The sequence below is a fragment of the Amycolatopsis sp. NPDC048633 genome, assembly GCF_040650695.1.
Taxonomy (GTDB): Bacteria; Actinomycetota; Actinomycetes; order Mycobacteriales; family Pseudonocardiaceae; genus Amycolatopsis.
Genome location: NZ_JBEZHS010000026.1, coordinates 112,648 through 126,506, shown reverse-complemented (window position 1 = coordinate 126,506; position 13,859 = coordinate 112,648). Strand labels below are relative to the sequence as shown.

The window sequence follows — 13,859 nt, the reverse complement described above, 5'->3', positions numbered from 1 at the left end:
GGTTACCCCTCGGCCCGCTTCTTGAGCTCCTTGAGCGCGGTGTCCATGACCATCTTCTCGGCCTTGCGGCGCAGCAGGCCGATCATCGGCAGCGCCAGCTCGACCGACAGCGTGTACGTGACGCGGGTGCGGCCGCCGAGGTCCTCGAGCGCGTAGCGGCCGTTCTGCGCCTTCTGCATCTGGCCCTTGACCAGGTGCCAGCTGACGCCGAGGCCGTCGCCGTCCCAGTCGTACTCGAGGGTGTAGACGTCCTTGATCGGGCCCGCGTCGAGGGTGAGCTTGACCTGCTTGGCCCGCCCGTCACCGTCGGTGTCGAGGACCTCGGTCTGCCGGACGGCCTTGGCCCATTCCGGGTACGCGGGGAAGTCGGCGATCACGGCCATCACCCGGCTGGGCTCGGCGTCGACCTCGATGGACTGTGTGGACTGCTCGGCCATGGGACGAAGCGTAGCCGCCGCGGTCGGTCACCAGCGCAGCACGTAGGGCTGCCCGGTCTCCTTGAAGTGACCCACGTTACGGCACTCGGTCAGGCCGATCCGGGCGCGCGGCGCCAGGGGCTGGTGCACGTGCCCGAACACCGACCAGCGCGGCCGTTGCTCGTGGATGAGGTCCAGCAGCGCCGTCGAGCCGATCTCGCTGCGGCGCGCGACGATGTCGTAGGTCAGCTCGGGCAGCGCCGGCGGGCCGTGCGTGCAGAGGACGTCGATCTCGGTGAGCGCGGCCACGCTGCGGTCGTAGTCCTCGCGATCCCGCAGGTAGGGGCGCCAGGCGGCCCCTTTGCGGCGGCGCGGGACGACTCCGTCGGGCAGCAGCGCGCCGCCGACGAACCCGAACCGCAGCCCGCCGATCTCGGCCACCTCGCCGTCGAGCACCTGGATGCCCTCGCCGGCGAACTCCGGCCACAGCGCCGGGGTGTCGACGTTGCCGGGGGTGGCGTAGGTGGGCGCGGTCATCGCCGCGAAGAGCGCCGCGTACTGGGTGCGGATGGCTTCGTCGACGGCGCCGGCGGGGTCGTCGAGGCTCGCCCAGAGCGTCCGCGAGTAGGCAACGGTTTCGTCACGGGTGCCTTCGCGGCGCAGCCGGGCGAACTCGGCCACCTTCTCGGCGCCGAACAGGGCGCCCATGATGCCCTTTTCGTGCTCCCGGTAGTCGACGAAGTCCAGCAGGTCGCCGAGCACGACCAGCGCGTCGGCCCCGTCCCCCGCCCGCTTCAGCGCGTCGGCGTTGCCGTGCACGTCCGAGACGACGTGTACCCGCACCCTGGTCCCCCTAGCTCTCGCGCGGAGGAACGCCGGGCTCGCGCCCGTCCTCCAGGATCTCCTTGAGCCCGAGTGCGATCACCTTCGCCGCGCGGGCCCGCCGGTCGAACTCCCGGCGCAGGTCGCGTGGCGCCAGCGCGCGGGGCGTCCCGGCCGCGTCGGCGGGGGTCGCCCGCAGGAAGTAGTGCAGCAGGGTGCCGTCGAGCACCGGCTCGAGCCAGACCTCCATCGTACCGACGAGCGCACCCCGCACGGTCCAGCGCAGGCCCTTGTCCCCCCGGTCGGTGTAGACCTCGAGGACCAGGTCGGGCCAGTAGCGCCGCCAGGACGCCGGTTCGGCGAAGACCGCGGCCACGGTGCCCGGCGGAACGGCGAGGAACGTCTCGTCGACGATGTCGAGTGAGGGCGGCGCGTTCACGTGCGAAGAATGTCACGCCCTCGCCGTGCGACGGCGATCAGCATGGTCTTAAGGTGCTCACCACGCTAAGTTGACTGGCGGGTAACAGCGGTGTCGCCTGCCGCACGCGTTGAACACGGAGGTCCACGTGCGCGAATACAGCGCTCCCGCCGGGAAGCCGGTGGCCGACGACGAGAACATGTCCGATGTCGTCTGGGCGAACGCCGAGCGGTTCTCGGACGTGGTGAGCTTCCGCCGCCAGGTCGACGGGACCTGGCTGGACGTCACCGCCCAGGAGTTCGCCGGCCAGGTGCTGGCCGTGGCCAAGGGCATGGCCCAGGCCGGGATCGGCCGCGGCGACCGCGTCGCCATCATGTCCAAGACCCGCTACGAGTGGACCCTGGTCGACTTCGCGATCTGGGCGGCGGGCGCGGTCACGGTGCCGATCTACGACACCTCGTCCCCCGAACAGGTGCACTGGATCCTTTCGGACTCGGCCGCGAAGGGTGTGTTCGTCGAGACGAACGCCCACGCCGCGGCCGTCGACGAGATCCGGGACCGGCTCACCGAGCTGGACCACACCTGGCAGTTCGAGGGCGGCTCCCCCGCCGTCGAAGAACTGGCCGCGATGGGCGCTTCGCTGTCCGACGACGAGCTGCACGAGCGCCGCCGCGAAGTGACCGCGGACGAGCTCGCCACGATCGTCTACACCTCGGGCACCACCGGCCGCCCCAAGGGCGTCGAGCTGACCCACCGGAACCTGCTGGCCGAGATCCGGGCCGACATCGAGGCGTTCCCGCAGCTGATGGAGCAGGGCAACTCGCTGCTGGTGTTCCTGCCGCTGGCGCACGTCCTGGCCCGCGCGATCGCCGTGACGGCGCTGTCCGCCCGCGTCACCCTCGGGCACACGCCCGACGTCAAGAACCTGGTCGCCGACCTGGGCACGTTCCGGCCGACGTTCGTCGTCGCGGTGCCGCGCGTGTTCGAGAAGGTCTACAACTCGGCCAAGCAGAAGGCCCACGGCGACGGCAAGGGCAAGATCTTCGACGCCGCCGAGGCCGTCGCGGTCGCCTACAGCGAGGCGCAGGACAAGGGCGGCGCCGGGTTCGGCCTGAAGGCCAAGCACCTGGTGTTCGACAAGCTCGTCTACGGCAAGCTGCGCGCGGCCCTCGGCGGCCGCTGCGTCGCGGCGGTGTCCGGCGGTGCGCCGCTCGGCGCCCGGCTGGCGCACTTCTTCCGCGGCATCGGCGTCCCGGTGTTCGAGGGCTACGGCCTCACCGAGACGTCCGCGGCGGCGAACGTCAACACCCAGACGGCGTTCCGCGTCGGCACGGTCGGCAAGCCGGTCAACGGCACGTCGGTCCGCATCGCCGACGACGGCGAGATCATGCTCAAGGGTGACGTCGTGTTCCGGGCGTACTACAACAACCCGCAGGCGACGGCCGAGTCGCTCACCGACGGCTGGTTCCACACCGGCGACCTGGGCGAGCTCGACTCCGACGGCTTCCTCAAGATCACCGGCCGCAAGAAGGAGATCATCGTCACGGCGGGCGGCAAGAACGTCGCCCCGTCCGGCCTCGAGGACACGATCAAGGCGGCCCCGCTGGTCAGCCAGGCGATGGTGGTCGGCGACCAGCGCCCGTTCATCGCCGCGCTGGTGACGGTGGACGAGGAGTACTTCCCGTCCTGGAAGTCCCAGCACGGCAAGCCCGCCGGCGCTTCGGTGGCCGAGCTGTCCGCCGACCCCGACCTGCTGGCCGAGATCCAGGCCGCGGTCGACCAGGCGAACAAGCAGGTGTCGAAGGCCGAGGCGATCAAGAAGTTCACGGTGCTGGCCAACGACTTCACCGAGCAGGGCGGCGAGATCACGCCGAGCCTGAAGCTGAAGCGCAACGTGGTGTCGAAGAACTACGCCAACGACATCGAAGGCCTGTACAAGAAGTAGCCGGATGCCGTGAGGGGCACCTTCAGGGACTTCGAAGCCCTGAAGGTGCCCCTCACGGCTTTTACGGGGTGCGCTGGGCGGCGATGTGGTCGCGGTACCAGTGGTAGCTCGCCCGCGGGGTGCGGCGCTGGGTCGTGTAGTCCACGTGCACCAGGCCGAACCGGTGCTTGTACCCGTGGGCCCACTCGAAGTTGTCGAGCAGGGACCAGCAGAAGTACCCGCGCAGGTCGACGCCGGCCGCGGCCGACGCCTGGGCCGCCTCGATGTGCTCGCGCAGGAACTCGATGCGTTGCGTGTCGGCGAACATGCCGTGCTCGTCGAGGACGTCCGGGTACACGCAGCCGTTCTCGGTGACGTACAGCGGCGGCAGCCCCGGGTAGCGGTTGTGCAGGCCCACCAACGCCTCCGTCAGGCCCTCGGGCTCCACCGGCCAGCCCATGCCCGTGCGCGGGACGTCCGGCAGGCGCGAAGTGTCCACGCCGATGTCGGCCACCGTGCGGCGGGCCGGGTCCGGCTCGCGGTGCGGGGCGTCGGCGACGTGCATCCGGTAGTAGTAGTTCACGCCCAGGTAGTCGAGGGACGCGCCGATCGTCTCCAGGTCACCGTCGTGCCGGAACGAGAAGTCCGAGACGCCGTCGAACATCGGCACCAGGCCCGGTGCGTACCGGCCGCCGAACAACGGGTCGGTGAACTGGCGCCGCAGCAGCGTGTCCTGGCGGGCCGCCGCCGCGGCGTCCGCGGCCGAGTCCGACACCGGCACCGCCGGCGACTGGTTGAGCACGATCCCGAACTGGTGCTGCGGCGGAGCCTGCGCCCGCATCGCCCGCACCGCCAGGCCGTGGCCGAGCAGCAGGTGGTGGGCGGCGGCGAGAGCGCCGTGCCCCTCCCGCACGCCCGGCGCGTGCCGGCCTTCGCCGTACCCCGCGACCGCGCACGGGTACGGCTCGTTCAGCGTCGTCCAGTGGTCGACGACGTCGCCGAGCTCCGCGTGCACCAGCGCGGCGTACTCGGCGAACCGCGACGCCGTATCGCGGGAACGCCAGCCGCCGTCGTCCTCCAGGGCCTGCGGCAGGTCCCAGTGGTACAGCGTGAGGAACGGCTCGATCCCCTGCTCCCGCAGGGCTTCCACGAGCCGCCGGTAGAAGCCGATGCCCTCCGGCGAGACGTCGCCGCGGCCGGACGGCTGGATCCGCGGCCAGGAGACCGAGAACCGGTAGGAGTCGACGCCCAGCGCCGCGAGCAGGGCGATGTCGCGGGGCCAGCGGTGGTAGTGGTCCGCCGCCGGCTCGCCGGTGTCGCCGCCGGCGATCGCGCCCGGCACCGCCGCGAAGGTGTCCCAGATGGACGGTCCGCGGCCGTCGGCTGTCGTGGCGCCCTCGATCTGGAACGCCGAGGTCGCGACGCCCCAGCGGAAGCCGGGCGGGAAACTGGTGGTCACGGTGAGCTCCGGGAGGGTCAGCCCTTGAGCGCGCCCTGCATGATGCCGCCGACGATCTGGCGGCCGAACAGCAGGAACACGAGAAGGACGGGGACGGTGCCGATGGTGGCGGCGGTGAGCACGAGGGTGTAGTCGGTGGTGTAGCCACTGGCCAGGGTGGACAGTGCGGTCTGGACGGTCGGGTTCTCCGGCACCAGCACGACCAGCGGCCAGAAGAAGTCGTTCCACGCCTGCATGAACGTGAACAGCCCGAGCACCGCCGCGGCCGGGCGGGCGGCCGGCAGCGCGACGTGCCAGAACAGCCGCAGCGAGCCGCAGCCGTCCATCCGCCCGGCTTCCAGCAGCTCCAGCGGCAGCGCCCGCTCGAAGTACTGGCGCATGAAGAACACGCCGAACGCGGTGACCAGGCCGGGCACGATGACCGCCTGCAGCTGCCCGGCCCAGCCGAAGTCGGCCATCATCATGTAGAGCGGCACGACCCCCAGCTCGGTCGGGATCGCCTGGGTGGCGACCACGACGAGCAGCAGCAGGGTCCGGCCGCGGAAGCGCAGCTTGGCGAAGGCGAACCCGGCCAGCGTCGAGAACAGCACCACGGACACGGTGATCGTGCCCGCGACGATGATCGAGTTCCCGAGCGCCAGCGCGAAGTCCGACTCGTCGAAGACGCGGGCGATGTTCTCGAACAGGTGCCCGCCGGGCACGAGCACCGGCGGGACGCTGCCGACCGCTTCCGACGTCTGCGAAGACACGACGAACGACCAGTACACGGGGAACGCCGAGCCGGCCAGGACCGCGATCAGCGCGGCATAGGTCCACGGGCTCGCCACCCGCCGGACGAACCGCCGCGTCCGGCCGGGTGGCGGGGCCGCCGCGGTGGGCACCGGGGTCAGCACGGTGGTCATGTCCGCTCCTCAGTCCGTTTGGATGCGCCGGGTCACCAGGTACGACAGGCCCGCGACGAGCATCGTGACGACGGCCAGGATCAGCGCGATCGCCGAGCTGTAGCCGAAGTCGTACTTGGTGAAGCCCTGCTCGTACAGGTAGAGCGCGGCGGTCTGGAACTGCCGGTCCGAGCCGCCGGTGGCCGCGGCCGTGCCGGGGTTGAACAGCAGCGGCTCGGCGAGCAGCCGCATGTTCCCGGTCGTCGCGATCACCGTGGAGAAGATGATCTGCGGCCGCAGCAGGGGCACGGTGATCCGCCAGAACTGCTGCCACCCGCGAGCGCCGTCGAGCGTCGCGGCTTCGTACATGCTCGACGGGATCGCCTGCATCGACGCCAGGAAGATCAGCGCGTGGTAGCCGGTCCAGCGCCACACCACCATCGCCGCGATGGCGGTGTGCGAGCTGGCCGTGCCGGCCTGCCAGTCGACGTGCCCGCCGCCGAACCAGCTCAGCGCCCAGTTCACCAGCCCGAAGTCCCGGCCGAACAGCTGCGCGAAGATGATCGTCACCGCTGCCACCGAGGTGATGTTCGGCAGGATCATCCCCATCCGGAACAGCGTCCGCCCGCGCAGCCGGCGGTTGAGCAGGTGCGCGACGCCGAGCGCGAACAGGATCTGCGGGATCGTGGTCAGCAGCCACAGGCTGACCGTGTTCCCCATCGCGTTCCAGAAGTACGGGTCGTGGAACAGCAGCTGCTCGTAGTTGCCGAACCCGATGAACGTCGCGCCCTCGGCGTCGAGCAGGTTGCGCTTCTGCAGCGACACGAAAGCCGTGTACAGCAGCGGGAACAGCCCGAAGACGCCGAAGATCAGGAAGTACGGGCTGATGAAGCCGAACGGCGACAGCTTGACGTCCCACTTGTGCCGCCGGTCGGCCGGGCTCAGCAAGGTTTTCGAAGCCATCACTTCAGCTTCGCGACGTCACCGACCAGCTGCTGCCACGACGCCGCGCCGTCCTGCTTGCCCTGCTCGACGCGCTGCATCGCGTTGCCGAACTCCGTCTGCACGTCGCCGGCCTTCGGGCCCTGGTACTGCGGGTTCAGCTTCTTGGCGGCGTCGGTGAAGAGCTTCCCGACGGGTGCGTTGTTGAAGAACGGGTTGGTGTAGGCGGTGATCTTCGGGTCGGTGTAGAGCGACGGCGTCGAGGGCAGCAGGCCCTCGCTGGTGAAGACCTTCGCCTGCTGCTCGGGCGCGGTCAGCCAGGCGGCGAGGTCGGCGGCTTCCTTGGTGTGCTTGCCCTGCTTGGGCACGGTCAGGTACGAGCCGCCCCAGTTGCCGCCCCCACCGGGCACGCTCGCGACGTCCCACTTGCCGGAGGTGTCCGGCGCCTGGTCCTTGATCTTGGTCATCATCCAGGCCGGGCAGGTGACGGTGGCGAACTGGCCCTGCGTGAAGCCGGTGTTCCAGGTCGGCGTGCTGTAGAGCAGGCCGGCGGAGAGGTTCGCCTTCACGGCGTCGACGACCTGGTCCCAGCCGGTGCGCAGCGCCGGGTTGCTGTCGACGACGAGCTGGTCGCTCTGGTCGTAGTAGCCTACCGGCGCCTGGCCGAAGATCGCGTTGAGCACGGTCGGGCCGCCGTCCATCCATTTGACGCCGCCCGGCGCCTTGACCTGGAAGCGCTTGCCCGCGTCGAAGAACGCCTGCCAGGTCGGCCAGAGCGCGGAGACGGCCTCGCGGTCGGTCGGCAGCCCGGCCTGTTCGAGCAGGTCGCGGCGGTAGCAGATGGCCAGGCCGCCGACGTCGGTGCCGTAGCCGATCTGCTGGCCGCCCTTGGCCAGCGACGCCGACCACTTCCAGCCCAGCCAGCGGTCCTTGAGCTTGTCGCCGCCGACGGTGTTGAGGTCGACGAACTTGTCCGGCGTCGCCTTGAACTGGGCGACGTACCCGGTGTCGATCGCCTCGATGTCCGCGGCACCGCCGCCGGTGGCCAGGTGCGCGGCGAGGTTCTTGTGGTGGTCGGAGTAGGCCGCGGTGCGCTCGGTGATCTCGATGTCCGGGTGCGCCGCCTGGTACTCCTTGATCAGGTCGGTGTAGCCGAAGTTGCCGAACAGGCCGAGGCTCAGCTTGATCTTGCCGCCGGCGCCGGCGTCGCTGCTCCCGCAGGCGCTCAACGCGGTGACGGCCACCAGGCCGGCGCACACCGCGCCGGCGATCAGGAGGATCCGGCGGGTTGTCGTTTTCGGGCGCATGAGATCTCCGTTGTTCTGCGGGCCGTTCGGAAAACGCGGGACCTATGAGAGCGCTCCCAGTGGGTCTTCGTCAAGTAACGAAGTGATAACGCGACACGGCATTTACCCAGTCAGAGATCATGTGCTAGGAATGTAACCGGTTACAGCTGTGACATTCGAGGCTTCGCCTCGAGTCGGGGGCTCCGCCACCCGAACCCCGAAAAGCAGCACAGGAGGTCCGAATGGTCACCGCCCGCGAGATCGCCCAGCTCTGCGGGGTTTCGGTCGCGACCGTGTCGCGGGTGTTCAACCGCCCCGCCACGGTCAGCACGACGACGCGCGAGCACGTCGAGCGCGTCGCCCGGGAGCTCGACTTCTCGCCGAACGAGTCGGCGCGCGCACTGTCGCGGCAACGCTCGGCGATGGTCGGGCTGGTCTGGGACACCGACCACCGGCGGCCCGGCTGGCGGCACCCGTTCCTGCAGGACCTGTTGCTGGGCCTCAAGTCCGCGCTCAGCTCGCACGGCTACCACCTGCTGATGCTCGCCACGAGCGACGACGCCCGCGACCGCAACCCGGGTGTGTCACTGGCCGACCCGATCGGCTACGTGAGCATGACCCGGCGCCACCACCTGGCCGGGCTGGTCCTGATCGACAGCGGGACCGACGCCGAGGCGTTCACCGCGTTCGCCCAGTCCGGGCTGCCGTGCGTCGCGCTGGACGTGGCCCTGGCCGGCCCGCGGGCGACCTACGTGACCTCGGACAACGCCGCGGGTGCGGCGGAAGCCATCCGGCACCTGGCCACGCTCGGGCACGACCGGATCGCGACGATCACCGGCCCCCGCGGCAACGCGCCCGCCGCCGCCCGCACCGAGGGCTACCTGCGTGGGCTGGCCGAGGCGGGGCTGCCGGTGCGCGAGGACTTCGTGGTCACCGGCGACTTCTACCGCGAGAGCGGGTTCGTCGGGATGCGGCGGCTGCTGGCCCGCAAGGACCCGCCGACGGCGGTGTTCGCGGCCAGCGACGAGATGGCGGTCGGCGCCCTGCTGGCGGCCCGCGCGGCCGGCCTGCGGGTGCCGGCGGACCTGGCCGTCGTCGGCTTCGACGACATCGAGGTGGCGTCCCTGGTCGACCCGGCGCTGACGACGGTGGCCCAGGACAAGCCGGGCTTCGGCACCGCGGCGGCGGGCGCGCTGCTGGCCATGATCGACAACTCCGGGGCCCCGGAACCCGTGCGCCTGCCGACGAAACTCGTCGTCCGCGACTCGTGCGGCGCTACGCGGTGATCTTCGCGTCCCAGTCGATGTGGTGCGCGTAGACCCAGCCCGGCTTTTCGCCGACGTCCTGGCCCGAACTCGACGCGACCAGCTTCTCGACGCGCTCGCGCCGAAGTCCTTCATACGCCGCGAACGCCGATGCCGGGTCCGGCAGGTCGCGCAGGCACTGCGCGAGGACGACGCTGTCTTCGATCGCCATCGACGCACCCTGCGCGTCGGCCGGGGCCGCGGCGTGCGCCGCGTCGCCGGCGAGCACCATTTCCGGCGTCGACCAGATTCGCGTCCGCGGGACGTCGTAGGAGTGGCCTCCGAACACCTCGTCGCCGGTGGCGGCGATGATGTCCGCGCAGGGCAACGGTTCCCCGGCGAACGCCGCGTGCGCGAACTCGCGCCACCCCTCGGGGGTCACGGCCGCGATCGCCTCGCGGGAGCGCTCGGCGTCGGGGATGCGGGCGAACCAGAACGTCGCGCCGTCCGGGGCTGTCGTGAACCCGAAGGCCGCTTTGCTCCCGCGGACCATGCGGTAGATCCCGGCTGCCGACGGCAGCCCCGGCGCACGTGTGTACCCCCAGACGATGGTCTGGCCGGTGTATCGCGGTGCGTCGGCGTCCGGGTCGATCAGCTTCCGGACCACCGAGTGCAACCCGTCCGCGCCGACCACCACGTCACCCGTTTCGGCGGTGCCATCGGCGAATTCGACGGCAACGCCGGTACCGTCCGGCTTCGCGCCGACCAAGCGCTTGCCGCGTTCGATCGGGACGCCCCGGCGCGCGGATTCGGCTTGCAGGACGCGGTAGAGCGCCGCTCGGGTCATCGTGCGTGGCCCGTCCGGGCCTTCGGTGCCGAACTCACGGCGTCCGGCGATCTCCCCGGTCGGGAGGACCAGCTCGACGCCGTGGGCGGCGAACGAACTGTCGATCACCGGCCGGTCGGCGCCGATCGCACGCAGGGCGTCCATGCCGTTGTGCATGATCGTGAGGAACGCGCCGATGTCGTCCCCACCGGCCGGGTAGGCCTCGAAAACCACCGGGTCGTGTCCCGCCAGCTTCAGCGCCATCGCCGTGACCGTGCCGGAAATCCCGCCACCCGCGACCAGTACTCGCACTCCGCATCCCCCCGTGAACTCCGCGTGCCGCCGCTCACGACGTTACCGTGACGGCGGCACGCGGGGCTCACTCCTTCGCGCCACTGGTGGCGATGTCGCCGTTGAGGCCGCGCGGGTAGAAGCCGCCCGAGGAGACCTTGTCCGGGTTGAGGTACGCGATGTTGAGGACGCGGTCGGCCGAGCGGCCGAACGCGATGCCGTTCGCGTCCGCCGGGACGAGGTTCGCCTTGCCGTCCTTCAGCACGCCTTCGTCGTCGTCGGCCTTGCCGTCGAGGCTGTCGCGGGCGTCGGAGATCTTGTTCGTGACGTCGCCGAGGCCGCGTTCGAACAGCTGCCCGCGCACGATGCCCGCGTGGTAGGCCTCGACCGCGAGGATGCCCGCCGCCGCGTCGAGGAACGTCTTGTTGTTCACCAGCGGCGCCGCGCCCTTGTAGGCCGACACGCCGACGTCTTCGAACAGGAACGCGGCGAGCAGGAAGTTGTTCTCGCTGGCGAACGGGTCGAAGGTCTGGCCTTCCTTGATGACGCCCGCGGCCTGCATCGCGGCGGTGAAGCTGTTCTGGAAGTCGATCTCCGGCTGCGCGACGGCGGCTTTGTCGAGCGCCTTGCGCAGGAAGGTGACGTGGGCGACCTCGTCGCCGGCGATCTCCTGGACGATCTGCTTGGTGTGCTCGCTCTTGAACTTCACGGCGTGGCCGCCGGAGACCTTGCCGAGGTTGCCGACGCCGTTGACGTACTTCTCGTTCAGCCCGTAGCCGTAGACGGCGAACAAGTACAGGTTCGCCTCGAGGTACTCCAGGTTGAGCGCGAAGTTCAGCACCGCGGCGTCGCTGGCGGCGGCGTCCTGCGCGTTCTGTTCCGGGTACTGCGAAGTCGCGCCCGCCGAGCCGAGGCCCAGCGAGAGCGCGGTACCGAGCGCGCCGGCACCCGCGACGCCGAGCCCCGCCGCTCCCGCAGCCTTGAGGAAGCGGCGGCGGTCGGTCGCGTTCTCCGCGCTGCGCTCGACGAGCTGCTGTGTGTAGCGTTTTCCGAACACCGGGGGACGTCCTCTCGTGACGAGTTCGTCCACCTCACCCACCGGTCATACGTACCCGGACGGCCCCCGGCTCGGTCAAATCGGGAAAAAGTTCTTGCTGTTTTCGTTTCCGCAGGTCAGGACGCCGCGCAGGTCACGCCTGTTCGGCCGCGGCGAGCCGGACGCACACGGCGAGCGCGCGGACGGCCTCCTCGACGTCGGCGAGCACCGGGAACGTCGGCGCGATGCGGATCACCGCGTCGGCCGGGTCGTCGCCGTGCGGGTGGGTCGCCCCGGCGGGAGTCAGCGCGACACCGGCCTCCTTCGCCAGCCGCACGACCTCCTTCGCGGTGCCCTCGGGCACGGTCAGCGACACGAAGTACCCGCCGGTCGGCTTGGTCCAGGAGGCGAGGTCGCTCAGCTCCTCGGTGAGGATGCGGTCGACGGCCGCGAACTTCGGGCCGATGATCTCGGCGTGCTTGCGCATGTGCGCGCGGACGCCGTCCTCGTCCTTCAGGAAGTGGGCGTGGCGCAGCTGGTTGACCTTGTCGGAGCCGATGGTGCGCTTGCCGATGTTGCCGACCCACCAGGCGAGGTTGGCCTCGGACGCGCCGAAGAAGCCGACGCCGGCACCGGCGTAGGTGATCTTGGAGGTCGAGCCGAAGACGAACACGCGGTCGGCGTGGCCGGCCTCGGTGGCCAGGGCGAGGACGTCGGCCAGGGCCGGCTCGTCGTCGGTCAGGTGGTGCACGGCGTAGGCGTTGTCCCAGAAGATCCGGAAGTCGGGCGCCGCGGTGGTCATGGTGGCGAGCCGCTTGACGACGTCGTCACTGAACGTGACGCCGGTGGGGTTGCTGTACTTCGGCACGCACCAGATGCCCTTGACGGCGCTGTCCTCGGCGACCAGCCGCTCGACGACGTCCATGTCGGGGCCCTGGTCGGTCATCGGCACCGGGACGAGCTCGATGCCGAAGCGCTCGGTGAGCGCGAAGTGCCGGTCGTAGCCCGGGACGGGGGCGAGGAACTTCAGGCGCGGCTCGTCGGCCCAGCGGCGCTCGGCACCGGGGAGCTTGGACAGCAGCGCCTGGACGACGGCGTCGTGCATCAGCTCGAGGCTGGAGTTGCCCGCGGCGAGCAGCTGCCCGGCCGGGACCTGCAGGGCGCCCGCGAAGATGCGGCGCAGTTCCGGCAGGCCCTTGAGGCCGCCGTAGTTGCGGACGTCGGTGCCGTCCTCGGCCTTGAAGGTGCCGTCGCCGGGGAGGTCCAGCAGGCCGTTCGCGAGGTCGAGCTGCGCCGGGGAGGGCTTGCCGCGGGTGATGTCGAGGGAGAGGCCGCGGTCGACGAGGGCCGCGTAGTCGCGGCGGGCCGTGTCGACGTCGACGGAAGCAGTGGTCATGGCCTCAACGCTAAACCCGGCGTCGATACCATTTCGGGGCGGGTCCTGGCTAGGGTGGTTGGTGTGCAGCTAGTAGTCCACGCCGACCAGCGGCAGTTCACGGTCCGGGATTCCGGCGCCCGCCTGGACGGCAGCGGGTGGACCGCACTGGCAGTGGAATCTCACCGGATCGGGGTGGAGCCGGGCGGCCTCGCGATCGCCACGGCCCGCTCGGACCTGGTGGAGTCATCGGTGGCGACGTACCCTTCGGCACCGGCGTTGGCGGCCGACGCGGAGCACGTGGTGGAAGCGGATCTTCCGGTTCCCAGCGGGAAGATCGTGATTTCCGGGCCCGCGGACTACCCATCGCAGGAAAAATTCTTGGGCGTCCTGCCGGGGCTTTACCGGGCGCGGGTGTCGTACGTCCCGGCCGGGCCGCCGCCGACCGACTGGAACGACCACGAGTACGGGGAGCACTACCGGTACGTGGTGGAGCTTTGGCCGGTCGCGTCGGAGTCGGGTGTCGAGGTGCTTCGCCAGGGTGCGGCGGTCTGGGACGGCTGAGGACTCCGTGCCGGACGCCCGGCCGGCAGAGTCTGGTGGTCCCGCTGCGGTGGCCGGCCTCGGGTTTTCTCGACGCGGATGCTCACCGGGCCGGCGGGGTCGGGTCGCGCTGGTGGCTCGCTCGCTCGGGGAGCGGTCGGGCTCGGACCCCGCCCGCCTGTGTGCGCGGTGACATGGCTTGCTCCTCCAGGACGATCCGCGGGCATCTGTGCGCCCGTGCGATCACTGCGGTGATCCCTGAGCCTGCCGATCCGGTCGGGCGCCGTGGCCGCGCTCCGGCGATGGCGCGGCCTGGACCGAGGCGTTGGCGGACTTGCCTGCCGCGGATCCGGGCGTGGGTGTAGGCCCGGAGCCGGTGGCTGCGGGCCTTTCCCG

At 70.7% G+C, this 13,859-nt stretch carries 13 protein-coding genes; 3 read left to right on the top strand and 10 right to left on the bottom strand.

Going from position 1 to position 13,859, the window contains the following annotated elements; genetic code table 11:
* Positions 1-2: 2 nt before the first annotated feature.
* The 3 genes from AB0C38_RS34985 to AB0C38_RS34975 are packed head-to-tail and all read right to left on the bottom strand — an operon-like array spanning position 3 to position 1,677.
* Positions 3-437 carry an SRPBCC family protein gene (locus tag AB0C38_RS34985; protein ID WP_086678751.1) on the bottom strand — a complete coding sequence of 145 codons (435 nt, stop codon included), beginning with the start codon at positions 435-437 and terminating at the stop codon, positions 3-5.
* A 27-nt stretch (positions 438-464) separates the two neighbouring features.
* Entirely contained in the window at positions 465-1,259 is a 795-nt protein-coding gene (locus tag AB0C38_RS34980; protein WP_360681787.1) for a metallophosphoesterase, read from the bottom strand.
* Between the two features lie 10 nt (positions 1,260-1,269).
* Positions 1,270-1,677: a polyketide cyclase / dehydrase and lipid transport gene (locus AB0C38_RS34975; protein WP_360681786.1), complete on the bottom strand. Its 408-nt coding sequence runs from the start codon at positions 1,675-1,677 to the stop codon at positions 1,270-1,272.
* 127 nt (positions 1,678-1,804) lie between these two features.
* On the opposite strand from AB0C38_RS34975, the gene AB0C38_RS34970 reads away from it, so the two are divergent.
* Positions 1,805-3,601: a long-chain fatty acid--CoA ligase gene (locus tag AB0C38_RS34970; protein ID WP_360681785.1), complete on the top strand. Its 1,797-nt coding sequence runs from the start codon at positions 1,805-1,807 to the stop codon at positions 3,599-3,601.
* 61 nt (positions 3,602-3,662) lie between these two features.
* Here AB0C38_RS34970 and AB0C38_RS34965 read toward each other — a convergent pair whose 3' ends face one another.
* Genes AB0C38_RS34965 through AB0C38_RS34950 form a run of 4 tightly spaced genes read right to left on the bottom strand, consistent with a single transcriptional unit; the run spans position 3,663 to position 8,169 of the window.
* Positions 3,663-5,039, bottom strand: coding sequence for a GH1 family beta-glucosidase (locus AB0C38_RS34965; protein WP_360681783.1), 1,377 nt, complete (start codon positions 5,037-5,039; stop codon positions 3,663-3,665).
* Positions 5,040-5,056: 17 nt separating this feature from the next.
* Positions 5,057-5,941 (bottom strand): carbohydrate ABC transporter permease, encoded by an 885-nt coding sequence (locus AB0C38_RS34960; protein WP_360681781.1) that lies wholly within the window; start codon positions 5,939-5,941, stop codon positions 5,057-5,059.
* Positions 5,942-5,950: 9 nt separating this feature from the next.
* Positions 5,951-6,883, bottom strand: coding sequence for a sugar ABC transporter permease (locus tag AB0C38_RS34955; RefSeq protein WP_360681779.1), 933 nt, complete (start codon positions 6,881-6,883; stop codon positions 5,951-5,953).
* Entirely contained in the window at positions 6,883-8,169 is a 1,287-nt protein-coding gene (locus AB0C38_RS34950) for an extracellular solute-binding protein (protein WP_360681777.1), read from the bottom strand. Before AB0C38_RS34950 ends, AB0C38_RS34955 begins: the two co-directional genes overlap by 1 nt.
* A gap of 221 nt (positions 8,170-8,390) precedes the next feature.
* Between AB0C38_RS34950 and AB0C38_RS34945 the strand changes: the two genes are divergently transcribed.
* Positions 8,391-9,434: a LacI family DNA-binding transcriptional regulator gene (locus AB0C38_RS34945; protein ID WP_360681775.1), complete on the top strand. Its 1,044-nt coding sequence runs from the start codon at positions 8,391-8,393 to the stop codon at positions 9,432-9,434.
* Here the strand turns inward: AB0C38_RS34945 and AB0C38_RS34940 are convergent.
* From AB0C38_RS34940 to AB0C38_RS34930, 3 genes are all read right to left on the bottom strand, one after another.
* Positions 9,424-10,530, bottom strand: a complete 1,107-nt coding sequence (locus AB0C38_RS34940; RefSeq protein WP_360681774.1) for an FAD-dependent monooxygenase — start codon at positions 10,528-10,530, stop codon at positions 9,424-9,426. The two genes, AB0C38_RS34945 and AB0C38_RS34940, sit on opposite strands and share 11 nt — an antisense overlap.
* Positions 10,531-10,597: 67 nt before the next feature.
* Positions 10,598-11,566, bottom strand: a complete 969-nt coding sequence (locus tag AB0C38_RS34935) for a ferritin-like domain-containing protein (protein WP_360681772.1) — start codon at positions 11,564-11,566, stop codon at positions 10,598-10,600.
* A 133-nt stretch (positions 11,567-11,699) separates the two neighbouring features.
* Positions 11,700-12,941 carry an aminotransferase class I/II-fold pyridoxal phosphate-dependent enzyme gene (locus AB0C38_RS34930; protein ID WP_360681770.1) on the bottom strand — a complete coding sequence of 414 codons (1,242 nt, stop codon included), beginning with the start codon at positions 12,939-12,941 and terminating at the stop codon, positions 11,700-11,702.
* 63 nt (positions 12,942-13,004) lie between these two features.
* Here AB0C38_RS34930 and AB0C38_RS34925 point away from each other — a divergent pair, with 63 nt between their 5' ends.
* Positions 13,005-13,484 (top strand): hypothetical protein, encoded by a 480-nt coding sequence (locus tag AB0C38_RS34925; protein WP_360681768.1) that lies wholly within the window; start codon positions 13,005-13,007, stop codon positions 13,482-13,484.
* The last annotated feature ends 375 nt before the right edge of the window (positions 13,485-13,859 follow it).